Origin of the sequence: Streptomyces sp. WZ.A104 (genome assembly GCF_002382885.1) — a bacterium.
Classification (GTDB): domain Bacteria; phylum Actinomycetota; class Actinomycetes; order Streptomycetales; family Streptomycetaceae; genus Streptomyces.
Window position 1 is genome coordinate 16793 of sequence record NZ_NWVL01000073.1, and the last position, 21430, is coordinate 38222.

The 21430-nt window shown below is 72.3% G+C and carries 18 protein-coding genes, 1 pseudogene and 1 riboswitch; of the genes and pseudogenes, 15 read left to right on the forward strand and 4 right to left on the reverse strand.

Annotation, left to right across the window (positions count from 1 at the left end; all coding sequences use genetic code 11):
• Nucleotides 1-102: 102 nt before the first annotated feature.
• Nucleotides 103-1335: an MFS transporter gene (locus tag CIB93_RS29925; RefSeq protein WP_096631416.1), complete on the reverse strand. Its 1233-nt coding sequence runs from the start codon at nucleotides 1333-1335 to the stop codon at nucleotides 103-105.
• 158 nt (nucleotides 1336-1493) lie between these two features.
• On the opposite strand from CIB93_RS29925, the gene CIB93_RS29930 reads away from it, so the two are divergent.
• Nucleotides 1494-2687 (forward strand): ROK family transcriptional regulator, encoded by a 1194-nt coding sequence (locus CIB93_RS29930; protein ID WP_096631445.1) that lies wholly within the window; start codon nucleotides 1494-1496, stop codon nucleotides 2685-2687.
• A gap of 177 nt (nucleotides 2688-2864) precedes the next feature.
• Here CIB93_RS29930 and CIB93_RS29935 read toward each other — a convergent pair whose 3' ends face one another.
• Entirely contained in the window at nucleotides 2865-5222 is a 2358-nt protein-coding gene (locus CIB93_RS29935) for a chitinase C-terminal domain-containing protein (RefSeq protein ID WP_096631418.1), read from the reverse strand.
• 288 nt (nucleotides 5223-5510) lie between these two features.
• A riboswitch (FMN riboswitch) is annotated at nucleotides 5511-5641 on the forward strand.
• A gap of 172 nt (nucleotides 5642-5813) precedes the next feature.
• On the opposite strand from CIB93_RS29935, the gene ribD reads away from it, so the two are divergent.
• The 8 genes from ribD (at nucleotide 5814) to CIB93_RS29975 (ending at nucleotide 11699) form a co-directional block, all read left to right on the forward strand.
• Nucleotides 5814-6914, forward strand: a complete 1101-nt coding sequence (ribD, locus tag CIB93_RS29940; protein WP_096631420.1) for a bifunctional diaminohydroxyphosphoribosylaminopyrimidine deaminase/5-amino-6-(5-phosphoribosylamino)uracil reductase RibD — start codon at nucleotides 5814-5816, stop codon at nucleotides 6912-6914.
• Complete coding sequence (locus CIB93_RS29945; RefSeq protein ID WP_096631422.1) at nucleotides 6915-7523, forward strand: riboflavin synthase; 609 nt, start codon at nucleotides 6915-6917, stop codon at nucleotides 7521-7523.
• Complete coding sequence (locus tag CIB93_RS29950; RefSeq protein WP_096631424.1) at nucleotides 7520-8164, forward strand: nicotinamide mononucleotide transporter family protein; 645 nt, start codon at nucleotides 7520-7522, stop codon at nucleotides 8162-8164. Before CIB93_RS29945 ends, CIB93_RS29950 begins: the two co-directional genes overlap by 4 nt.
• On the forward strand, nucleotides 8161-9465 hold the full coding sequence (locus tag CIB93_RS29955) for a bifunctional 3,4-dihydroxy-2-butanone-4-phosphate synthase/GTP cyclohydrolase II (RefSeq protein WP_096631426.1): 1305 nt from the start codon (nucleotides 8161-8163) through the stop codon (nucleotides 9463-9465). The genes CIB93_RS29950 and CIB93_RS29955 overlap by 4 nt, the downstream gene beginning before the upstream one ends.
• Nucleotides 9466-9499: 34 nt before the next feature.
• Nucleotides 9500-9985, forward strand: coding sequence for a 6,7-dimethyl-8-ribityllumazine synthase (ribH, locus tag CIB93_RS29960; protein WP_096631428.1), 486 nt, complete (start codon nucleotides 9500-9502; stop codon nucleotides 9983-9985).
• 34 nt (nucleotides 9986-10019) lie between these two features.
• The gene (locus CIB93_RS29965; RefSeq protein ID WP_018490177.1) at nucleotides 10020-10292 is read left to right on the forward strand and encodes a phosphoribosyl-ATP diphosphatase; all 273 of its coding nucleotides are present in this window, start codon (nucleotides 10020-10022) and stop codon (nucleotides 10290-10292) included.
• 65 nt (nucleotides 10293-10357) lie between these two features.
• Nucleotides 10358-11206 carry an ATP phosphoribosyltransferase gene (gene hisG, locus CIB93_RS29970; RefSeq protein ID WP_096631430.1) on the forward strand — a complete coding sequence of 283 codons (849 nt, stop codon included), beginning with the start codon at nucleotides 10358-10360 and terminating at the stop codon, nucleotides 11204-11206.
• Nucleotides 11207-11243: 37 nt separating this feature from the next.
• Entirely contained in the window at nucleotides 11244-11699 is a 456-nt protein-coding gene (locus tag CIB93_RS29975) for a PH domain-containing protein (protein ID WP_096631432.1), read from the forward strand.
• A 143-nt stretch (nucleotides 11700-11842) separates the two neighbouring features.
• Here CIB93_RS29975 and CIB93_RS29980 read toward each other — a convergent pair whose 3' ends face one another.
• Both CIB93_RS29980 and CIB93_RS29985 read right to left on the reverse strand, forming a co-directional pair.
• Nucleotides 11843-13747, reverse strand: a complete 1905-nt coding sequence (locus CIB93_RS29980; protein ID WP_096631447.1) for an AAA family ATPase — start codon at nucleotides 13745-13747, stop codon at nucleotides 11843-11845.
• Between the two features lie 359 nt (nucleotides 13748-14106).
• Entirely contained in the window at nucleotides 14107-14736 is a 630-nt protein-coding gene (locus tag CIB93_RS29985; RefSeq protein WP_096631434.1) for a uridine kinase, read from the reverse strand.
• A gap of 209 nt (nucleotides 14737-14945) precedes the next feature.
• Between CIB93_RS29985 and CIB93_RS29990 the strand changes: the two genes are divergently transcribed.
• From CIB93_RS29990 to CIB93_RS30015, 6 genes and pseudogenes are all read left to right on the forward strand, one after another.
• Nucleotides 14946-16310, forward strand: a complete 1365-nt coding sequence (locus tag CIB93_RS29990) for a peptidase C39 family protein (protein WP_096631436.1) — start codon at nucleotides 14946-14948, stop codon at nucleotides 16308-16310.
• A 147-nt stretch (nucleotides 16311-16457) separates the two neighbouring features.
• A complete protein-coding gene (locus tag CIB93_RS29995) occupies nucleotides 16458-19280 on the forward strand; it encodes an AfsR/SARP family transcriptional regulator (RefSeq protein WP_096631438.1) in 2823 nt (940 codons plus the stop codon).
• Between the two features lie 74 nt (nucleotides 19281-19354).
• On the forward strand, nucleotides 19355-19693 hold the full coding sequence (locus tag CIB93_RS30000; protein ID WP_096631439.1) for an aliphatic sulfonate ABC transporter substrate-binding protein: 339 nt from the start codon (nucleotides 19355-19357) through the stop codon (nucleotides 19691-19693).
• Between the two features lie 43 nt (nucleotides 19694-19736).
• Nucleotides 19737-20033, forward strand: coding sequence for a hypothetical protein (locus tag CIB93_RS30005; RefSeq protein WP_096631441.1), 297 nt, complete (start codon nucleotides 19737-19739; stop codon nucleotides 20031-20033).
• Between the two features lie 47 nt (nucleotides 20034-20080).
• Nucleotides 20081-20428 carry a hypothetical protein gene (locus CIB93_RS30010; protein WP_096631442.1) on the forward strand — a complete coding sequence of 116 codons (348 nt, stop codon included), beginning with the start codon at nucleotides 20081-20083 and terminating at the stop codon, nucleotides 20426-20428.
• A 3-nt stretch (nucleotides 20429-20431) separates the two neighbouring features.
• Nucleotides 20432-21430: pseudogene (locus CIB93_RS30015) on the forward strand (hypothetical protein); the annotation flags it as partial.

Sequence of the window (21430 nt, forward strand, 5' to 3'; positions counted from 1 at the left end):
GGTGTGCCGGCCGGTCTGCGATCCGGTGTTCGGTGTTCACCTGCGGAAAAGATCAGCGCCATGGTAGTGGGGCGGTAGGCGGTGACCGCGCGGAGGTCCGGGTCAGCCCCCGGCCGCGGGGCTCTTCGCCGTCGCCCTGCCGTCCACCGCCGAGCCCGTGACCCTGCGGTCGCCCGCCCGGAGCACCCCGGCGCCCAGCACCAGGCCGAAGGCCAGCACCGTCACCACGCCGAACGACACCACCAGCGAGGTCGCCTCGGCCAGCGACCCGATCGCGGAGGGGGCGATCAGCCCCGAGGTGTACGTGATGGTCGCGACCCCCGCGATCGCCTGGCTCGGGTTCGGTCCGCTGCGACCGGCCGCCGCGAAGGCGAGCGGTACCACGACCGCCACGCCGAGGCCCAGCAGCCCGAAGCCGCCCATCGCCGCCGCGGGAGCGGGCGAGAACACGACGAGCAGCCCGCCCGCGGTGGCCAGCGCCCCTCCCACCCGTACGGTCCGCACCGCGCCGAACCGGTCCACGATCCGGTCCCCGGCGAGCCGCGCCACGGCCATCGTCAGGGCGAACGCCGTGGTCGAGGCGGCCGCGATCCCGTCCGAGCTGCCCAGGACGTCCCGCAGATAGACCGCCGACCAGTCCAGGCTCGCCCCCTCGGCGAACACCGCGCAGAACCCGACGGCCCCGATGATCAGCGCCGACCTCGGCGGCAGCGTGAAACGCGGCGGCGGCTCCTCGTCCGGCGCGCCGCGCAGATCCAGGACGCCCTGGCAGGCGATCAGCCCCAGTGCCGTGAGGACCAGCGCGGCGAGCGTGTGGTGCAGACGTGCGTCGGCCCCGATGTGGGCGGCGACCGTGCCCGCCGCCGAACCGATCAGCGCGCCCACGCTCCACATCCCGTGCAACCCCGACATGATCGACTTGTCGAGGCGGTTCTCCACCTCGACGCCCAGGGCGTTCATCGCCACATCGGACATCCCGGCCGTCGCCCCGTAGACGAACAGCGCCGCGCACAGCGTGAGCAGGTTCGGGGCGAGGGCGGGCAGGACCAGCGCCAGCGTCCAGAGCGCCAGCAGCCCCCGCAGCGCGGCCCGCGCCCCGAACCGGTGGCTGATCCGGCCCGCCAGCGGCATCGTGATGGACGCGCCGATCGCCGGGAAGGCCAGCGCCAGGCCGAGCTGGCCCGCGCTCACCCCGGCGTGGTCCTGGATCCAGGGCACCCGGGTCGCGAAGCTGCCGGTCACCGCGCCATGCACGGCGAAGACAGCGGCGACGGCGATCCGCGCCCGTCCCACCTGTTCCTTGCCGTGGACCGTGACGGTCGGATCGTTCGTCATGCCGTCGTGCCTCCCCTGGGAATTCTGGGGTGCCGGCTGTCCCGACGCTCCCGCGTGACGATGCGTGGCGTAAACTATCAGGAACCCTGCCTGATAAATAGTCGCTGTGCGACGGCCCGGGGAAGAAGGGCGCAAGGGTGATCTGGAAGGATCTCGGTATGCCCGCATCACCGAGCACGGCTCGGGCCATCAACGACCGCCTGGCCCTGCAACTGCTCCAGCGGGACGGCCCGTTGACGGCCACGCAGCTCAAGGCGCTGACCGGACTCTCCCGGCCCACCGTCGCCGACCTCGTCGAGCGGCTCCAGGGCGCCGGGCTGATCCAGGTCGTCGGCGAGTCGGGGGCCGTCCGCCGGGGCCCCAACGCCCGGCTGTACGGGATCGTCGCCGACCGGGCCCACCTCGCGGCGCTCGACGTACGCACCGGCAGCGTCAGCGTGGTCGTCGCCGACCTGCTGGGCGCCACCCTCGCCGAGGGGTCCCTGCCCATCGGCAGCGGCACCCGCACCGGACCCGCCGTCGAGCAGGCCGCCGCCCTCCTGGAGCGCACCGCCCGCGCGGCCGGGTCCGTACCGCTGCACAGCGTCGGCGTCGGCGCGCCCGGGCTGATCGACCCCGCCACCGGCGAACTGCGCGACACCTCCGGACTGCCCTCCTGGCACCGCGCCCTGGTCCGCGAGCTCCAGCAGCGGCTGCCCGCCACCGTCCTGGTGGAGAACGAGACCAATCTGGCCGCCATGGCGGAGCACCGGGCGGGCGCCGCCCGCGACCGGGAGACCTTCGTCCTGCTCTGGCTGGGGCACGGCGTCGGGGCCGCGGTGATGCTGGACGGCAAGCTGCGCCAGGGGGCGTCCGGCGGAGCGGGGGAGATCGGGTTCCTGCCGGTCCCGGGAGCGGGCGGACTGCCCTCGGCGGCCCATTGCGACGGAGGCTTCCACTCGCTGGCCGGCTCCGCCGCCGTGGCCGGACTCGCCGCCCGGCACGGTCTCGCGGCCGCCGGGGCGGTCCCGGAGGGCTACGCGGACGAGGCGGCCGCCGTCGACGCGGTGCGGCGCGCGCTGGAGCCGGGGCAGCGCGGCGGGCCGTTCCTCGACGAGCTGGCCGACCGCCTGGCGCTCGGAGCCGCCGCCGTCGTCTCGATCCTCGACCCCGGGTGCCTGCTCCTGGCGGGGGCCGTCGGCCATGCGGGCGGGGCCGCGCTGGCCTCCCGGGTCGAGGAGCGGCTGACCGCGATGTCCCCCCTGCGCACCGAGGTCCGCGCCGGTTCACTGGGTGACGGGGCGGTCCTGCGCGGGGCCCTGATCGCCGCCCGGGACGCGGCGCAGGACGCGCTGTTCGCCCCGGAGCGCTGACAGGGCCGGAGAGCCGACCGGCGGTCCCGGGGTTCCGCGAGCGGTCGGCGGATCAGCTGAGTGGTGGTCCGGGGTTCCGGTGGCGCCGGTCACCAGGACCGTCGTCATGGGGGCAGCCGGCCGGAACGGGCGACAGCCCCGGCGGTGGAGGCCGGGGCTGTCGCCGTACGTGCGGACTCAGCAGGAGCCGAGGTCCTTCCAGACTCCCCACTCGCCCGTGGTGCCGGGCGTCTCGCCCTTCGTCCACCACGAGGCCTTCCACTCGTGGCCGTCGTGGCTGACGGTGGAGCCGCCGCCGTACTCGGTGGTCGCCTTCCACGCCGGGGCCGAGCACTCGCCGCCCGGCTCCGTCGGGGTCGGGGTCGGCGTGGGACCGGTCGGGTCCGGGGTCGGCGTCGGGTCGGGTCCCGTGCCGGGCTCGACCAGCGTGGTGCCGCGGGCCAGGTCACCGGCGAGGGAGTAGGACTTCCCGTCGAAGGTCACGGTCCAGTTGGACGGGGTGGAGGTCGGCAGGTAGTAGACGAAGTCCAGCTCCACCGAATCGCCGGGGGCCAGCGTCTGCCAGGCCGGGAGCTTCAGCGACACGCGGTTGTAGTCGCCCCCCAGGCCGCCGATGTTGTCGGTCGCCGTGTGGTCGCTGCGGATGATCGTCGTACCGAAGCCGGACTGGTCCTTGGCGTTGGCCGGGGCAGAGGTGGAGTAGTCGAACTGGAACTCCGTGCCGCCGGGCAGCGTGGCCCCGGTGCGGTTGGTGATCTTCAGCTTGGGGCTGATCGGGTAGTTGGAGTCGCCCAGCGGGAACTGCCCGAAGGAGACGTCGATGTCCAGCGCCTCGGTGGGCAGGTCGATCGTGGAGCGCTTCGCGCCGTACGGGGTGGCCGACTTGAACGCGTCGTACATCGCGGTCGTCAGCGTGGAGCCGGTCTCGTACTGGCCCTTGGCCGCGTTCCACCGGTAGTCGCCCGCCAGCTCCCAGATCATCGTGCCGCCGATGCCCTTGTCGACGACGTAGTCGGCCTTGGCCTGCACCGACTGCTCGTCCTCGGTGGACAGGAAGACCTTCTTCTGCGCGTTCCACAGCCACGGGGCGACCAGCGTGGAGTCGTACTTACGGGCGTACGTGCCGGTCAGCTGGGTGTCCGCGGGGAAGCCGTAGTCGGTGACGTAATCGCCGACGATGCCCTTCTCCAGGTTCTTCGCGTGCCACATCGGGTTGGAACCGGCGGGCGATTCCTTGCCGTTGGTGTCCTTGTCGTGCCACAGGTTGTCGATGCCGACCGCGCCGTCACCGCACTTGGTCAGGCCCGCGCCCGCCGGGCAGTCGGTCGTGGGCGCCTTGCCCCACAGGCCGTCGGTGCCGCCCTCGACGTTCTTGAAGCCGCGGGTGTAGTACGGCAGACCGATGTTGATCCGGCCGGCCGGCATCGAGCCGCGGAAGTAGTGGTAGGCCCAGTCGGTGTTGAGGTAGCCGAGGCCGCCGTACTGCGAGGTGGTGTACACACCCGCCTGCGCCAGCTCGTTGTCCTTGCCGTCGTCGAACAGCGAGGCGTTCGGGCCGACGTACTCGTTCCAGGCGCCGTGCAGGTCGTAGGACATGATGTTGACGTAGTCCAGGTACTTCTGCATCTGGTACGTCTCCATGCCCCGCAGCAGATAGCCGGAGGAGGGGGCGGCGACGGTCAGCAGGTAGTGCTTGCCGTCGGCGGCGCCCGCGTGGTCCAGCTTCTCGCGCAGGGTCTTCATCAGGGCGTCGTAGCCCTTGACCAGGCCCGCGCGGCGGCCGTTGGCCAGCGCGTGGTCCAGCGGGTTGCCCGCGTCCTTCATCGAGGTCGCGTACTCGTAGTCGATGTCGACGCCGTTGAAGCCGTACTTCCGGACGAAGTCGACCGCCGAGTCGGAGAAGGTGTCGATGCCCGCCTGGTTGACCGAGCCGTCGGCGTTGGTCGCCATCGAGTAGAAGCCGCCGGAGTCGACGCGCTCGCCGTCCGGGCCGAAGTAGCCGCCGGTCTCGGCCCAGCCGCCCACGGAGACCAGGGTCTTCACGTCCGGGTACTGCTTCTTGTACTTGGTCAGCAGGTTGAAGTGCCCCTTGTAGGGGAGCGCCGGGTCCATCTCGGCGCCTGCGACGCCGGGCCAGGTCATGCCGGTGGAGGCGTTGTCCGCGCTGTCGGGGCCGACCGAGAGCTTGTTGGCGCTGTCGACGTGTGCGAAGGCGTAGTTGAGGTGCGTGACCTTGTCCCAGGGGATGTCCGGGACCAGATAGGCGTCCTTGCCGTCTTTGCCGGTACGCCAGTTGGTGAAGTATCCGATGACCCGGCGCTGGTGGTCGTCGCCCATCTTCTCGCGTCCGTCGGAGTCGTAGACGGTGCAGTAGGGGGTGTTGACACCGGGGGTCTGGTAGAGGCCGTCGGGGCGACAGGACTCGTGGTCGGTGGCGGCCGCCGACGGGGTGGCGGCAAGGGAGGTCATCAGCAGTCCGGCGACGGCGGCGCCGGCGGCGAGCAGGGTGGCTCTCGCTCGGGTGGGGGACAGCATGTGGTCGTTCCTCCTGGGGAGGTCGGCAGAACACAACTGGCAAAGGGGGTGGGTCGTGTCGGGGTCCTGGTGTGCGCACACCGTCGAACCGAACCTCGGAGGTGACGCAGAGATTAAGAGGACTAGACCAGTGCGTCAATAGGTCCGGACCTTTAAACGTCAACTTCCCTGTCGGCCGCCTCCTCGACAGGCGTGCGGCCGCCGCCCCGGAGCCCTTTGTGACCCAGCCCACAGCGCTCACCCGCATGGCCGAGAGACGTCCGTGGCAGACTGGTTCCGTACCAGTAGCAGCGCACTCCGGGGTCGGTGCAATTCCGAACCGGCGGTTACAGTCCGCGACCCGTCCGCAGCCAGCGGCCGGTTGACCAGGTGAAATTCCTGGACCGACGGTTAAAGTCCGGATGGGAGGCAGTGCGCGGCGGTTTGTCATCGGTACGCCGCCGTCGGCGGACGCGTGGCCGGGAAGCTCCCGGCAATCCGTGCGTTCCTGGCGTTTCCCGTCCTCGGGTATCGGCGTTCCCCTGACGATCCGCTCCATCTGTCGTCATCGACAGGCCCCGGAGTCCGTGCCCGAAGAGGCAGGAGGACCCGGTGGCCACCGCAGCCGACATCACCGCCATGCGCCGAGCGATCACGCTCGCAGCGCGCGGTCTCGGCTCCACCAGCCCCAATCCGGTCGTCGGATGCGTGATCACCGACGCCGCCGGAGCCGTGGCCGGTGAAGGCTTCCACCAGCGCGCCGGAGGACCGCACGCCGAGGTCCACGCCCTGCGCGCGGCAGGCGAGCGGGCCCGTGGCGGCACCGCCTACGTCACCCTCGAACCGTGTAACCACACCGGCCGCACCGGCCCCTGCGCCGAGGCTCTGGCGGCCGCCGGGATCAGCCGGGTCGTGTACGCGGTCGGCGACCCGGACCCGCAGGCCACCGGCGGTGCCGACACCCTGCGCGCGGCCGGGATCCAGGTCGAGCAGGGGCTCCTCGCGGAGGAGGCCGAGGCGGGTAACGCGCCCTGGCTGACCTCGGTGCGCCTGGGGCGTCCGTACGTCCTGTGGAAGTACGCCGCCACCCTCGACGGCCGGATCGCCGCCGCCGACGCCACCAGCCGCTGGATCACCTCGCCCGAGGCCCGCACCGACGTCCACCGGCTGCGCGCCGAGGCCGACGCCGTGATCGTCGGCTCCGGCACCGCCCGCACCGACGACCCCCAGCTGGGCGTACGCGGCATCGACGGCGCCACCCAGCCCCTGCGGGTCGTCGTCGACACGAACGCCACCGCCGTGAAGCCCGGCGCCCGGGTCCTGGACGCCACCGCGCCGACCCTCGTCGCCGTGGCCGAGGACGCCCCGGCCGGCCACCTCCCCGAGGGTGTCGTCCTGCGGCTGCCCCGCGCCGCCACCGGACCCGGCCTGGACATCGAGGCCCTCCTCGCCGCCCTGCACACCCGCGGCGTCCGCTCCGTACTCCTCGAAGGCGGGCCCACCCTGGCCGGTGCCTTCGTCGCCTCGGGAACGGTCGACAAGGTCGTCGGCTATCTCGCCCCGGTTCTGCTCGGCGCGGGCCCCGCCGCCCTCGCCGACGCCGGAATCTCCACCATCTCCCAGGCGCTGCGCCTCGAAGTGACCGAGACCGTCCGCATCGGCCCCGATCTGCGCATCACCGCCGTCCCCACGCCTGCCCGGAAGGGAATCTGAGTGTTCACCGGAATTGTCGAAGAACTGGGTGAGGTCACCGCCGTCGAGCAGCTGGAGGACGCCTCCCGCTTCCGGCTGCGCGGCCCCCTCGTCACCGAGGGCGCCAAGCACGGCGACTCCATCGCGGTGAACGGCGTCTGCCTCACCGTCGTGGACACCGCCGACGGCGAGTTCACCGCCGACGTGATGGCCGAGACCCTCAAGCGCTCCAGCCTCGGCGCGCTGACCCCGGGCTCCCGGGTCAACCTGGAGCGCCCGATGGCGCTCGGCGGGCGGCTCGGCGGACACCTCGTCCAGGGGCACGTGGACGGCACCGGCACCATCCTGGAGCGCACCCCCTCGGAGCACTGGGAGATCGTCAAGGTCTCCCTGCCGCCCGAGCTCACCCGGTACGTCGTCGAGAAGGGCTCCATCACCGTCGACGGCGTCAGCCTCACCGTCGTCGAGGCCGCAGCGGACTACTTCACCCTCAGCCTCATCCCCACCACCCTCGACCTGACCACGCTCGGCCACAAGCAGCCCGGCGACCCGGTCAACCTGGAGGTGGACGTCATCGCCAAGTACGTCGAGCGGATGCTCGGCGACCGGTTTGGGCAGGACCCGCGATGAACGCCGCCTCCTGGCTCAACTCCGAGGCCTTCACCGTGTTCGGCCAGCACATCAAGTGGTCGGACATGATCGGCAACATCATCGGCCTGATCGCCCTCGCCCTCGGCTGGCGGCGCTCCATCTGGACCTGGCCCGCCCAGCTGCTCTCCGGCGCCATCCTCCTGGTCGCCTTCGCCTCCGCGCACCTCTCCGGCAGCGCGGGCAAGCAACTGGTCGTCATCGTCGTGGCGTTGTGGGGCTGGTGGTCCTGGAACCGGGGCAGGCAGCAGGCCCAGGACGGCTCCATCGCCGTCCGCTTCGCCACCTGGCGCGAGCGCGCCGTGCTGATCGGCGCGGCAGCGCTCGGCACCCTGGCCGTCGGCGGCCTGTTCACCGCCTACCCGTCGCTGTCCTGGGACCCGTGGCCGGACGCGTACATCTTCGTCGGGACCGTCGTCGCGATGTACGCCCAGGCGCGCGGCATGGTCGAGTTCTGGTTCGCCTGGCTGCTGGTCGACCTGGTCGGCGTCCCGCTGAACTTCGCCAACGGCTTCGCCTTCTCGGGCTTCGTCTACATCATCTACGGCGCCCTCGTCCTGTGGGGGATGCGTGACTGGTGGCTGCGTACGCGGACACCCGCTCTGGAAGGAGCCACGGCATGACAGCCCAGCCCACCTGGCTGCACCCCGGCCACGACCCGCTCGCCGAGGACCTCTCCCTGGACCCGGTCGAGCAGGCCATCCGTGACATCGCCGCCGGCCGGCCCGTCGTCGTCGTGGACGACGAGGACCGCGAGAACGAGGGCGACCTCGTCATCGCCGCCGAGAAGGCCACCCCGGAGATCGTCGCCTTCATGATGAGCGAGTGCCGCGGCCTGATCTGCGCACCCATGGAGAGCGACGAGCTGGAGCGGCTCGACCTCCCGCAGATGGTCGAGGACAACACCGAGTCGATGCAGACCGCCTTCACGGTCTCCGTCGACGCCTCCGCCGCCCACGGCGTCACCACGGGCATCTCCGCAGCCGACCGCGCCACCACCCTCAGGATGCTCGCGGGCGGCGTCGCGGGCCCCGGCGACTTCGTCCGCCCCGGCCACGTCTTCCCGCTGCGCGCCCGCTCCGGGGGCGTCCTCGTCCGCAACGGCCACACCGAGGCCGCCGTCGACCTCGCCCGGCTCGCCGGACTGCGCCCCGCCGGGGCCATCGTGGAGATCGCGGGGGAGGACGGCGTCATGCTCCGGCTGCCCGAGCTGGTCCCCTTCGCCCGCAAGCACGGACTGACGATCATCTCCATCGAGGACCTGATCGCCTACCGCCGCGGCTCCGAGCCGACCGTCCGCCGGGAGGCCGAGACCCGGCTGCCCACCGCGTTCGGCGACTTCACCGCGTACGGCTACCGCTCCACCGTCGACGGCGTCGAGCACGTCGCCCTGGTCCACGGCGACCTCGCGGAAGGCGACGGCGAGGACGTCCTCGTCCGCATTCACTCCGAGTGCCTGACCGGCGACATCTTCCAGTCCCAGCGCTGCGACTGCGGCCCCCAGCTGCACGCCTCCATGCAGCGCATCACCGAAGCGGGCCGGGGCGTCGTCGTCTACCTCCGGGGCCACGAGGGGCGCGGCATCGGTCTGCTCTCCAAGCTGCGCGCGTACGAACTCCAGGAGCGCGGCGTCGACACCCTCGACGCCAACCTGGAGCTCGGCCTGCCCGCCGACGCCCGGGACTACGCGGCGGGCGCCCAGATCCTCAAGGACCTCGGCGTGCGCAGCCTGCGGCTGATGACCAACAACCCCGACAAGACGGCGGCCGTCCTGCGCCACGGCCTCACCGTCACGGGCCGGGAACCCATGCCCGTCCAGGCCGGCGAGCACAATCTGCGCTACCTGCGCACCAAGCGCGACCGCATGGGACACGACCTGCCCTGGCTCGACGGCGCCCCCGCGTCGACCTGCGCCAACCAGTAACGACCATCCCCACATCACCAGCTTCAGGAGAAACATGAGCGGCAAGGGTGCACCCGAACTGTCCGTACGCAACTGCGCCGACCTGCGGGTGGCCGTCATCGCGGCCCAGTGGCACGAGAAGGTCATGGACGGGCTCGTCGACGGCGCCCTGCGCGCCCTGCACGAGCTGGGCATCGACGAGCCGACCCTGCTCCGGGTCCCCGGCAGCTTCGAGCTGCCCGTCGTCGCCAAGGTGCTCGCCGGACGCGGCTACGACGCGATCGTCGCCCTCGGCGTGGTCATCCGGGGCGGCACCCCCCACTTCGAGTACGTGTCCCAGGGCGTCACCCTCGGCCTCACCCAGGTCACCGTCGACACGGGAGTTCCCGTCGGCTTCGGCGTACTGACCTGCGACACCGAGGAGCAGGCGCTCGACCGGGCCGGACTCGAAGGGTCAGCGGAGGACAAGGGGCACGAAGCGGTCACCGCCGCCGTCGCCACGGCCGCCACGCTGCGGACCGTCAGCGAACCCTGGCGCTGAGGGCCCTCCGGCGACCCCGTATTCTGAGGACATCATGGCGAACAAAACCTTCGAAGAGCTCTTCGCCGAGCTCCAGCTCAAGGCCGCCGAAGGCGACCCCTCCACCTCGCGTACCGCCGAACTGGTGGACAAGGGCGTGCATGCCATCGGCAAGAAGGTCGTCGAGGAGGCCGCCGAGGTCTGGATGGCCGCCGAGTACGAGGGCAAGGAAGCCGCCGCCGAGGAGATCTCCCAGCTGCTGTACCACGTCCAGGTGATGATGGTCGCCCGCGGGATCTCCCTCGACGACGTCTACGCCCATCTCTGAGCACGTCCCGAGCACCGCACGTCACAGCCCCTTCTTTCTCCCTCCGCACAAAGGAACCTGACCTCATGCTGCGCATCGCCGTCCCCAACAAGGGTGCACTCTCCGGCTCTGCGATGGCCATGCTCCATGAGGCCGGCTACCAGCAGCGCAAGGAGTCCAAGGAGCTGGTCCTGGTCGACCCCTCGAACGAGGTCGAGTTCTTCTACCTCCGCCCCCGGGACATCGCCATCTATGTCAGCTCCGGCAAGCTCGACATCGGCATCACCGGCCGCGACCTGCTCCTGGACTCCGGCGCCGACGCCGAGGAGATCCTCCAGCTCGGCTTCGCCCGCTCCACCTTCCGCTACGCCACCAAGCCCGGCACCGCCGCGGGCCCGCAGGACTTCGACGGAATGACGATCGCCACCTCCTACGAGGGCATCGTCGCCGCCCACCTCAAGGAGTCCGGCGTCAAGGCGTCCATCGTCCACCTCGACGGCGCGGTCGAGACCGCCATCGAGCTGGGCGTCGCCCAGATCATCGCGGATGTCGTCGAGACCGGCACCAGCATGCGCAACGCCGGACTCGAAGTGATCGGCGACCCGATCATGACCTCCGAGGCCGTCGTCATCCGCCGCAACGGCGCCCCCGCCGACGACCCCAAGGTCCAGCAGTTCCTCCGCCGCCTCCAGGGCGTCCTGGTCGCCCGGTCCTACGTGATGATGGACTACGACTGCCGCGTCGAGCACCTGGAGCGCGCCGTAGCCCTCACCCCCGGCCTGGAGTCCCCGACGATCTCGCCGCTGCACCACGAGGGCTGGGTCGCCGTCCGCTCCATGGTCGCCGCCAAGGAGGCCCAGCGGATCATGGACGACCTGTACGAGCTCGGCGCCCGCGCCATCCTCACCACGGCCATCCACGCCTGCCGCCTCTGACGGCCCCGGCCACCGCACTCCCCGAGAGAAGACCCCGATGTCCGCGCCCAGGCCCGAACTCCCCACCCTGCCGGTCACCTTCCGGCCCACCCTCACCCGGGTGGTCCTGCTGAGCGTGGGCCTGGCGATGTTCCTCGTCATCACGGTCATCGCGCTCATGCTGGAGCGGCTCAACCCGGCGGAGCGGGTCAGCTTCATCTTCGTCGCCGCGCTCTTCTTCGGTGTCCTCGCCCTGCTCAGCAGGCCCAGGGTCACTGCCGACGACACCGGGGTCACCGTCGTCAACCTCACCCGGACCCGCAGGCTGGCGTGGGAGGAGATCCTCCGCGTCAACCTGCGTTCCGGCGACCCGTGGGTCTTCCTCGACCTCAGCGACGGCACCAGCATGCCCGCCCTCGGCATCCAGCCCGGCATGGCCAAGGAGCAGGCCATCCGCGACGCCCGCGCCCTGCGCGCCCTGGTCGAGTCGCGGGGCACCGGAAGCGACGGCTGAGCAGTCCGTACGCCGTCGGGGCGGGCCGGGATCTTCCGGGCCCGCCCCGCTCGCGTACGGGACCCGGGAGAGCACGCCCCGGTCCGCGCCCCGTCGCACCCCGTCTCGACCCCTGCCGCCCGCGGCCCCCGGCCCGCGCAACGTCACACCCCGCCGGGCTCCTGCCGCCCGCGGCCCACCGGTCCGCGCCCCGACAGCACCTCGCCGTACGCCTGCATCAGGTCCGGCAGCCGCAGCGTCGACAGATCCTCCCGGGACAGCTCGCCCGGGTAGCCGGAGAGCCGCAGATCGCGGTAGGCGCAGCTCTTCTCGTACAGCGTCCGCAGGAAGCGCCCGTTGCCCAGCTCGTCGATCCACCCCTGGTCCACCACATGGCCGCTGATGGAGCGCAGCTCGTCCACCGCCTCCTCGTCCCACACGTCGTCGTTCTCGGCGGCCAGAACGCCCCCGATCGCGGTGAGTTCGAGCGGGCGGTAGCTGGGGAAGTCGACCCGGCTGGTGAAGCGCGAGGACAGCCCCGGGTTGGCGGCGAGCAGCCGGTCCATGCCCTCCGGGTAACCCGCGAGGATGACGACGAGATGGTCCCGGTTGTCCTCGGCCCGCTTGAGGAGGACCTGAAGCGCCTCGTCCCCGTACGCATCGCCCTTGCTGTAACCGGAGTTGGCCAGGCTGTACGCCTCGTCCACGAAGAGCACACCGCCGAGGGCCGAGTCGATCAGCTCGTTGGCCTTCACCGCCGTCTGCCCCAGGAACTCCCCCACCAGATCGGAGCGCTGGGCCTCGACCAGATGATCGCCCCCGAGCAGCCCGAGAGCGTAGAAGACCCGGCCCAGGATGCGGGCCACCGTCGTCTTGCCGGTGCCGGAAGGTCCGGAGAAGACGAAATGGCGCTTCGGCGGCTGGACGGGAAGCCCCTGCTCGGCCCGGCGCCGGGCCATGTTCAACTGCGCCGACAACGCCTTGACCTGCCGTTTGACCGGTTCGAGCCCGACCATGCGCTCCAGTTGGGCCAGCGCCTCGGACAGCAGGGCGGGATCGCTGGGTCCGGCCGGGAAGGCGGGCGGCTTCCCGGCCCCCTTGCGGCGTACGCCCTCGACGCGCGCGGGCGCGGCGGGCGCCGGCTCGTCGTCGAGCAGCCCGGCCTCCCCGACCGGCCACGGCTCCCGCCCGTCCACCAGATCGGTGCCGAGCAATGCGTCGCCCTCCGGCTGAGCGTCCGCCCCCGAACCCTCCGAACCGAAGCCGGACAGGGTCACGGCGGCCAGATCCGCCGATTCGTCGTAGCCGTCTCCCTCGGAGATCGCGGCCAGCCGGGCGGAGGTGTCCATGAAGGCCGGGTCCACCCGGTGCACCGCCCGGTACAGCGGCAGGGCCGCCGCGCTGCGGCCGGTGCCCTCGTGGGCCCGCGCCAGCCAGTAGCGCAGCTCCTTGCGCTGCGGCTGCTCGCTGCGGCAGCGCATCAGGGCCGCCGACAGCAGCGGCTCCGCCTGCCCGTACATCTCCAGCCGCACCCGGGCCATACCGCCGAAGAGACCCGCCTCGATGCCGAGCATCGGATCGTCCACGAGCGGCTCGGTGCAGCGCACCAACTGCTCCCAGTCCTTGACCAGATAGGAGCGGCAGGCATGCAGGAACCGCACCTGCGGGTCCGCGTCCACCGGCGGGAGTCCGGCCAACGCCCGGTCCAGCTCCGGCACATGGCGGCCGTCCAGCCAGTGCGAGGCGTGGGCGAGCAGCAGGTCGCGCGGGCTCTCCAGCACCGGCTGCACCCACCACCCCAGCCAGTACCAGGAGTTGAGCGTACGGCGGTAGCGTGCGCGCTGTTCGCCGAAGCGGTCGCGGTGCCGGTACATGCGTAAGAGGGCCGTGGTGGTGTCGATGCGCAGCGCATGGAGGCCGAGCCAGCCGTCCGCCATGCCCGGATCGAACCGCACCGCGGCCCTGAACTCCTCCTCGGCCTGCGGATACGCGCCCATCGTGTAGGCGTCCATGCCGCGCAGCCAGGCGAGGTCGGCGGGGGCCTGTGCGCCCTGTGTGCCGATGTCCATCAGGTCCCCCACAAACCGTGCCCCCAGGATGTCCCGCCCGCACAGCATGCCCACCGAAGCGTGCTGAATCACTGCGCGAGGGTAGGGAATTGACCACACCGAGGTGCATCGTACCTGCGCACGGGGGAGGCGGCCGCTGGATGGCCGACCTGCAAGGGTGGTGACCGAGGGTGAGTGCATCGCTCTGCGTGGTCGCCGGAACGGCGGCACGAGCACAGAACGAAGCCCCCGATCACGGGGGAACAACCGGGGGCTTCGCGTCTGCGGGGGCTCCGAAAAGCCGCACATTGAGAACGTAAGACCAGTAAGGGCCCCCGGTCAAGCAGGGCTGGGGCACTTCCGGGACGTTTTCCGACGGCTCAGGAGGGCGGGGCGTCCCGGCTACTCCGGGTGACGGAATGGTTCGCCGCTGCTGTCGAGCCCGGCCCCTCCAGCCACGCATATCCCTCGGACAACTGGCGTACCAGCGCATCGGCGTACGGGCGTGAGGGGTCGTCGGTGAAATGCCGCTCCTCGGCCGACGTCCACCCGTCCCAGAAATCCGTGAGCCCGGCGCCGTCGCGCCGCCGCCCCCGCCCCCAGGACGTCTTCCGGTCCAGCTCCATCCAGTACAGCGCCGCCAGCCACGGGCGCACCGCGCGGCGCCCCGCCCCGACACCCTCGATCAGCACCACCGGGGCCGGCTCCAGGGTCCGCGCCGGGCCGAAGCGCCGACGGTTCCAGTCGTACGGGGCGTACCGGGCGCTCTCGCCGCGCGCGAGCGGCAGCAGCACCTGGTCCCGCAGCCGCCCCGTCCAGCCGAACAGCTCCTCGTGGGTGGCGAGGTCGTCCAGATGGAGGACGGGCGCACCGCCCAGCGCCGCCGCGAGACGGGCCGTGAAGGTGCTCTTGCCCGACCCGGCGTGCCCGTCGACCGCGACGAGCCGCACGGGCCCGCAGGAAGGGGGCAGCGAGCGCAGGCCATCGGCGTGGCGGGCCAGGTCGTCCATGGCTCCAGGGTACGGTCCCGCTCGAAGGCGCCCGGGAACCGCCGCAGGTCACACCGTGGTCCGGACCCGGACCATGCCAGTGGTCCAGGCCCATGTCGGTTCGGCGGTCCCTGCCGAACCGCTGGCCCGACCCGGCCCGGAACCGGGATAGTTGGCGCACCGAACGGCATCCGCAGCCCCACTCCCACCCACGACCGGGGGTCACGACCATGACCAGTCCGACGTCCCGCAGAACCGTCCTCGGTGCCGCGCTCGCGGCAGCGGCCGCCACCGGCACGGTGGCCGGGGCCGCCCGGGCCGCCGCCCCTGCCAGGCCCGCTGCCCGGCCCGCCCCCTCCCGGGTGCCGCTCGTGGACACCCGCTTCTGGCACACGTACACCGACTGGCGCTGCGGCTCGGGCGACGGAACCCGGGTGCTCCCCGGCGCCCGCCCCGGCCTGGTGATCGCCACCCCGGCGGGCCGCACCGACTACACCGACCCGCACACCGGGGAGTCGGCCGTCTGGGACTACGCCACCTGGACCTCGCCCGTCCACCGCTCCGCCGTCCCCGCCACCGAGGTGATCGCCTCCTGGAACGCGCGCACCCCTGCGGGCACCTGGCTCCAGATCGAGCTGAGCGGCGCCTACGCGGACGGCACCGAGACCCCCTGGTTCGTGATGGGCCGCTGGGCGGGCTCAGACGGTGACATCCGCCGTACGTCGGTCGGCGGCCAGGGGGACCCGTACAGCTCCGTCTGGACGGACACCCTCTCGGTGGACGACCCCGCGAGCGGCATCCGCCTGGTCTCCTACCGGCTGCGGCTCACCCTGTACCGCGCCCCGGGCAGCCGCCTCACCCCGACCGTCTGGCGGGCCGGCGCGATGGCCTCCGACGTGCCCGACCGTTTCACGGTGCCCGCCACAACCCCTTCGCTCGCCCGCGAACTGGCCGTCCCGCGCTACTCCCAGAACGTCCACATCGGGCAGTACCCGGAGTACGACAACGGCGGAGAGGCCTGGTGCAGCCCCACCTCCTCGCAGATGATCATCGAATACTGGGGCCGGAGGCCCACCACGGAGGACCTCGCGTGGGTGCGGCCGGGCCTCCCCGACCCCCAGGTCTGCCACGCCGCCCGGTACACCTACGACTACGAGTACGGCGGCTGCGGCAACTGGCCCTTCAACGCCGCCTACGCCGCCACGTACCGCGACCTGAACGCCGTCGTCACCCGGCTCGGCTCACTCACCGACGTCGAGAAGCTGATCGCCGCCAAGATCCCCGTCATCACCTCCCAGTCCTTCCTTGAGGAGGAACTGACCGGCGCCGGATACGGAACCTCCGGACATCTGATGACGGTGATCGGCTTCACCGCCGACGGAGATGTGATCGCCAACGACCCCGCGTCCCCCGACAACGACGCCGTACGCCGCGTCTATCGGCGGCGCGAGTTCGAGAACATCTGGCTGCGTACGAAGAGGTACGACGCGAACGGGCAGGTCAGAAGCGGTACGGGCGGGGTCTGTTACGTCTACTGGCCCGAGCGGCCGATGCCGGGGCAGCGGCGTGTCCTGCGGTCGCTCGGACTCCTGTGAGCTGACCCGGGAGAGCCGTCCCGCCAACCGGAACCGCGGTTTTCGCCGACCGCGACAGTTGCGTAGAGTTGACGAACCCGGTGCGGGGGCAGCGCACTGCCCGCTCGGGCGGGTGCGCGGACGACCGGTGACGGCAGAGGGGGCAGCGTGCAGTTTCGCGTTCTGGGGCCGGTGGAGGCCGTGGACCACCGGAGCGAACCGCTGCCGGTGTCCGCCCCGATGCTGCGCGCGCTCCTGGCCGCCCTGATACTGCGGGCCGGGCGTCCGGTCCCGGCCGAGGAGCTGGCCGACCAGCTGTGGGGGGAACAGCTTCCCGCCAACGTCCGTACCACCTTGCGCAATTACGTCATGCGGCTGCGCAGGGCGCTGCCCGGCGAGCGTATCCGTACCGTACCGGGCGGCTACCTGCTGGTCGCCGAGCCCGAGGAGACCGACCTCGGCCGCTTCCGCTCCCTCGTCCTGCGGGCGAGGGAGCTCGCGCCCCGGGAGACCGAAGAGGCTGTGACCCTGCTCCGGGAGGCGCTGTCCCTGTGGCGCGGGGCACCCCTGGCCGACCTGCCCGACCTGCCGTTGCGCGCCGCTCAGCGGCCGCGCCTGGAGGAACTGCACCTCAGCGCCACCGAGGAGTGCTACGAACTCGAACTGGCCCTGGGGCGCCACGAGACGCTGGTCGACGAGCTGAGCGCGGCCGCCCGGCGGCACCGGCTGCGCGAGCGGCTGACCCGGCTCCTCATGCTCGCCCTCCACCGCTGCGGCCGTACGGCCGAGGCGCTCGCCGTCTACCAGGAGGTGCGCCGGGAACTGGTCGCCGAACTGGCCATCGAACCCGGCGCGGAGACCCGGGCGCTGGAGCAGGCCATCCTGCGCGACGACCCGTCCCTCGCCCTGCCCTCCCGCAGCGCCGCACCGGTCCGGCCGCGCGCCGGACGCACCCACAGCTCCTTCCCGCCCGTCCCATCCGTCTTCGTCGGCCGGGACGGCGAACTGGCCCGGCTCCGCAGCCAGTTGTCGCACTCCGCCGCTGCGCCCACGGTCTGCCTCATCGACGGGCCCGGCGGCGTCGGCAAGTCGGCGCTCGCCCTGCGGGCCGCGCACGACGTCTCCGCCCGCTTCCCCGACGGACTGCTCTACGTGGACCTGCGCGGGGCCGACCCCCAGCGGTCGCCGCTCGCCACCGAGGACGCCGCACACGCGCTGCTGAGCGGACTCGGCGCCACCGCCGAGGAGTTGCCCGACGACCCGGCGGCACTGCTTGAGCGCTACCACGCCGAACTGGCCGGGCGCCGCCTCCTGCTCGTCCTCGACAACGCCGTGGGCACCGGCCAGGTCGCGCCCCTGCTGCCCGTCGAACCGGGCAGCGCCGTCCTGGTGACCAGCCGCACCCTCCTCACCGGCATCGAACAGGCCCGCCACCTCCACCTGGAGGTCCTGACGGCCGCCGACGCCGTCACCCTCATCCGTACTGTCTCCGGGGCCCCCGCCGAACCCGGCGACCAGGCCCACTGGGAGGAACTGGCCCGGCTCTGCGGCCGGCTCCCGCTGGCCCTGCGGATCATCGCGACGCGCCTGGCTTCCCGGCCGCGCTGGTCGGCCGCCGACTGGGCCGACCAACTCCGCGACGAGCGCGGCAGGTTGGCTGAGCTCGTCACCAGCGACCTGGACGCCCGGGCCAGCCTGCTGCTCAGCATCGAGCAACTGGCCAAGGGCGACGAGGCCGACCGACGGGCCGCGGAACTCTTCCCGCTGCTGGGCACGGCCGCGATCACGAGCTACGGGGCACACACCGCGGCCGCCCTCGGCGCCCACACCGCGGGGGAGGCCCGGGACGCGCTGGAGCGGCTGACCGACGCCCAGATCGCCACCAGCCCCCGGCCGGGCGCCTACCAGCTGCACGACCTCGTCCGGACGGCCGCCGTCGGCCAGGCGGCCCTGCTGCCGCGCGCCCGCGGCCGCGCCGCCCTGGAGGGCCTGGCGGCCTGGTATCTCGGGAGCCTCTACCAGCTGAACGGACCCCTGCGCGTCGTCAGGTTCGACCGCGCCGAGGACGGCATCGCCCGCTTCCCCCGAGGCCTGCGCTTCGAGCGGGCCGACGAGGCGCTGGCCTGGGTGGACGGCGCCATGGAGGACGTCGTCGCCCTCACCGACCAGCTGTCGGACGCCGCCTTCGACGACGCGCCGCCCGCCCTGGCCGACTTCACGCTGGAAGCCTGCCGCGCCCTGGAGACCTACTTCACCTTCCGGCTGCGCTGGCGTCCCCAGGAGCACCTGTGCGAGGCCCTGCTGCGGATCGGGGAGCGCCGCGGCGACACCTGGTCCCGGGCCGTGGCGCTGGGCCAGCTCGGGAAGATCGCCGGCCAGCGCGACGACGGGGCCAGGGGCGAGGTGCTCCTGCGCGAGGCCATGGCCCTGTTCGCGAAGCTGGGCGCGTGGGACGAGGCGACCAACGCCCGGCACAACCTCGTCCCCTGCCTCGCGCTGAGCGGCCGCCTGGACGAGGCGATCCGGGAAGCACGGGAGCTGTACGACGACCTCCACGCCCGCCCGGTCCCCGGCCGCATGCTGCCGTCGCTCGCCAACAACCTGGCGCGCTGTCTGCGGATGCAGGGCCGCCAGGGCGAGGCGATCGAGCTGCTCCAGGAGGCGTACACCGCCTCGCCCATCGATTACCACCTGGCCGGTTCCATCGCCGCCGTCCTCGGCGAGTGCCACCTGGAGAACGGCGAGTGGGAGGAAGCGGTCCACTGGGCCGGCCGCGGCCTCACCCACGCCGCGGAGGAACTCTTCGACAGCTATCAGGTGGCCGGGATGCACACCACCCTCAGCACCGCGCTGCTCCGCCTGGGCCGCCACGAGGAGGCCGAGGCGGCGAACGCCCGCGCGAGCCGACTGTTGCACGAGCTCAACGAACGGGAGGCCGCGTCCCTCTCCATGCGGACCAGGGCCCACGCCCCCGCCCCGGACGGCGGCTGATACGCAGCTGATACGCCCCTTTCCTACGCTGTCGGTACCGCGTGCGATCAGTACGACAGGCAAGGGGAGGCCGCATGAGCGGGAACGAGTTCGACGTCAACGTCAGTACCGGGCGGCTCAAGGAGATCGAGGGCATCGTCATGGACGCCTTCGACCGCATGGCCCAGTCCGCCAAGACGGTCGGCAGCCAGGGCGAGCAGATCGGCCTGGCCTATCAGGGCTCGGGCACCGCGACCGCGATGGACACCTACGCGAACCTCGCGGGGGCGGGCACGGCGCTCAGCGATGCTCTGGAAGGCCTCAAGGACGACCTCGGCCTCACCGGCGAAGTCGGCCACGACACGGACGACGCGGCACGGCAGACCATGAGCGGGGCCAACGGCGTCAGCAGCGGCGTGACCGCCGGCATGTGACGCGCGCCGCGACGAGCTCAACCACCACGAGGGGACAAGTCAGATGGGGCACTACCGGTTCCAGGACCTGGGCATGGCGGATGTCCAGCGCGTCGGAACACTCCAGGTCGAGGAGTGCAACGAGATCTGGAGCGACGTGATGACGCAGATCGGCGCACTCTTCCCGGACGGGGACATCGACGCGGGTCTCGCGGGCGTCCTGAGCGAACGCAACGAGAAGTACCAGCGGGATGTGCAGAGTTACGTGGACGACCTCGGGCTCCAGAACACGGCGGTCGGCCGGACCCGGGAGATCGCGGCCGACGGTGGCGAGGCCATGCGCCGGGCCGCGAGTCTCTGAGACGGGCCGAGCAGGGGCACCGGGTACAGGGGAAGGAACAGCGGGACATGGGTGCGGGGGACACCGAGCACCACAACTCCGACGAGCTCTACAACGTACAGAACCGCACCGGCGACCTGGACGGACTCGGGCAGATGCGCTCGCGTTTCGTCGAGATCGCCTCGGTGGACGGGGTGTTCGGCACGGTGGCCAACGGCGCGGCGGCCGAAGCGGCGCTGGCCGGGGCAGCCTCCGCGATGCTCGCCGAGCTGGAACGCGCGGGCATCTCGGTGGACAACATCGCGGGGAACGCCGGCACGGCAGGGGAGATCGCCGACATGACGGACGAGGAAGCGGCGTTCCAGCAGAAGCTGGCCCAGAGCTCGGGCGGCGGCCAGTTCCAGGAGGTGCGGTGAGCGATGGCTGACGACTTCCGGGAGACCGTGAGAACGGTCTACAGCCCCAGCGAGTACGGGATGCGGGCTGCGGCCGGGGCCTGGCTGGCGCTGGCCGGCGCCGCCACCCGCAGCAAGGACACGCTGCGGGGGATCGCCGGGGACGCCGAGGCCGAACCGGGTGTGGGCCTGCTGGAGCTGGCCGACCGGCTCACCGCCGTCGGAGGCTGGGGGGACGGCGCGAGCGCCGTGGCCGCCGCCATCGCCGGACAGCTCCAGACGGCCGCCGACTCCACGTCCGCCACCGTCGAGCGCGTCATGGAGCTGGAGGACCGCTACGACGAGCAGGAGCGGCTGCGCAACGAGAAGACGCAAGCCGATGTGATGACCGCGGCGTCCATGCACCAGGATCGCATGGGCGAACTGACCGATGCCGCCCGCAAGGAGCTGGCGGCGCTGGACGCCGTCTACGCCAGGGTGACCGGAGGCAACGCCCCGGCCGCGCCGGACGTGGGTTCGGCCGGCGGGGGAGGGCCGACCCGCACCTACGGGGGTGGGGCGGGCGGCCCGGGGGCGGAGGCGGGCGGCGGTGCGCAGCAGGCCGCCTACGCCACCGCCCCCAACGGCAGCCGGGTCGGCATGGGCGACTACCCCTACTCCGGCGTCATCGGCCCGGACGGCGGGGACTTCGCGGGCTGGGTGCGCTCACCGAACACCGGGTTCCTCGTGGACCCCGCCACCGGGCGGGAGTTCGACCCGTCCTCCGGACGTTGGATCGACCCGGTCACCGGGCGGCCCTTCGGCGAGGTCACCGAGTACGCCACCCGTCTCGCGGGACTGAACGGCGGCCCGACCGGCCTGGTCGGCGGCCCCGGCCTGGCGCCCACCGCCCTCGCGGGCGGCGCCGGCGCCGCCGTCTTCGCCGGCATGTACGGGGGCGCCATGCCGCCGAGCATCGCCCACGCGGGCCCGGCCCAGGGCCAGGTGGCCCGCCAGGCCGCGCACCAGCTGGACCGGCGGGCC

Coding starts and splice junctions, on each gene's coding strand:
- CIB93_RS29925 (WP_096631416.1), bottom strand. CDS start 1,335: ATGACGAACGATCCGACCGTCACGGTCCACGGCAAGGAACAGGTGGGA.
- CIB93_RS29930 (WP_096631445.1), top strand. CDS start 1,494: ATGCCCGCATCACCGAGCACGGCTCGGGCCATCAACGACCGCCTGGCC.
- CIB93_RS29935 (WP_096631418.1), bottom strand. CDS start 5,222: ATGCTGTCCCCCACCCGAGCGAGAGCCACCCTGCTCGCCGCCGGCGCC.
- CIB93_RS29950 (WP_096631424.1), top strand. CDS start 7,520: ATGAACGCCGCCTCCTGGCTCAACTCCGAGGCCTTCACCGTGTTCGGC.
- CIB93_RS29955 (WP_096631426.1), top strand. CDS start 8,161: ATGACAGCCCAGCCCACCTGGCTGCACCCCGGCCACGACCCGCTCGCC.
- ribH (WP_096631428.1), top strand. CDS start 9,500: ATGAGCGGCAAGGGTGCACCCGAACTGTCCGTACGCAACTGCGCCGAC.
- CIB93_RS29965 (WP_018490177.1), top strand. CDS start 10,020: ATGGCGAACAAAACCTTCGAAGAGCTCTTCGCCGAGCTCCAGCTCAAG.
- hisG (WP_096631430.1), top strand. CDS start 10,358: ATGCTGCGCATCGCCGTCCCCAACAAGGGTGCACTCTCCGGCTCTGCG.
- CIB93_RS29975 (WP_096631432.1), top strand. CDS start 11,244: ATGTCCGCGCCCAGGCCCGAACTCCCCACCCTGCCGGTCACCTTCCGG.
- CIB93_RS29980 (WP_096631447.1), bottom strand. CDS start 13,747: ATGGACATCGGCACACAGGGCGCACAGGCCCCCGCCGACCTCGCCTGG.
- CIB93_RS29985 (WP_096631434.1), bottom strand. CDS start 14,736: ATGGACGACCTGGCCCGCCACGCCGATGGCCTGCGCTCGCTGCCCCCT.
- CIB93_RS29990 (WP_096631436.1), top strand. CDS start 14,946: ATGACCAGTCCGACGTCCCGCAGAACCGTCCTCGGTGCCGCGCTCGCG.
- CIB93_RS30000 (WP_096631439.1), top strand. CDS start 19,355: ATGAGCGGGAACGAGTTCGACGTCAACGTCAGTACCGGGCGGCTCAAG.
- CIB93_RS30005 (WP_096631441.1), top strand. CDS start 19,737: ATGGGGCACTACCGGTTCCAGGACCTGGGCATGGCGGATGTCCAGCGC.
- CIB93_RS30010 (WP_096631442.1), top strand. CDS start 20,081: ATGGGTGCGGGGGACACCGAGCACCACAACTCCGACGAGCTCTACAAC.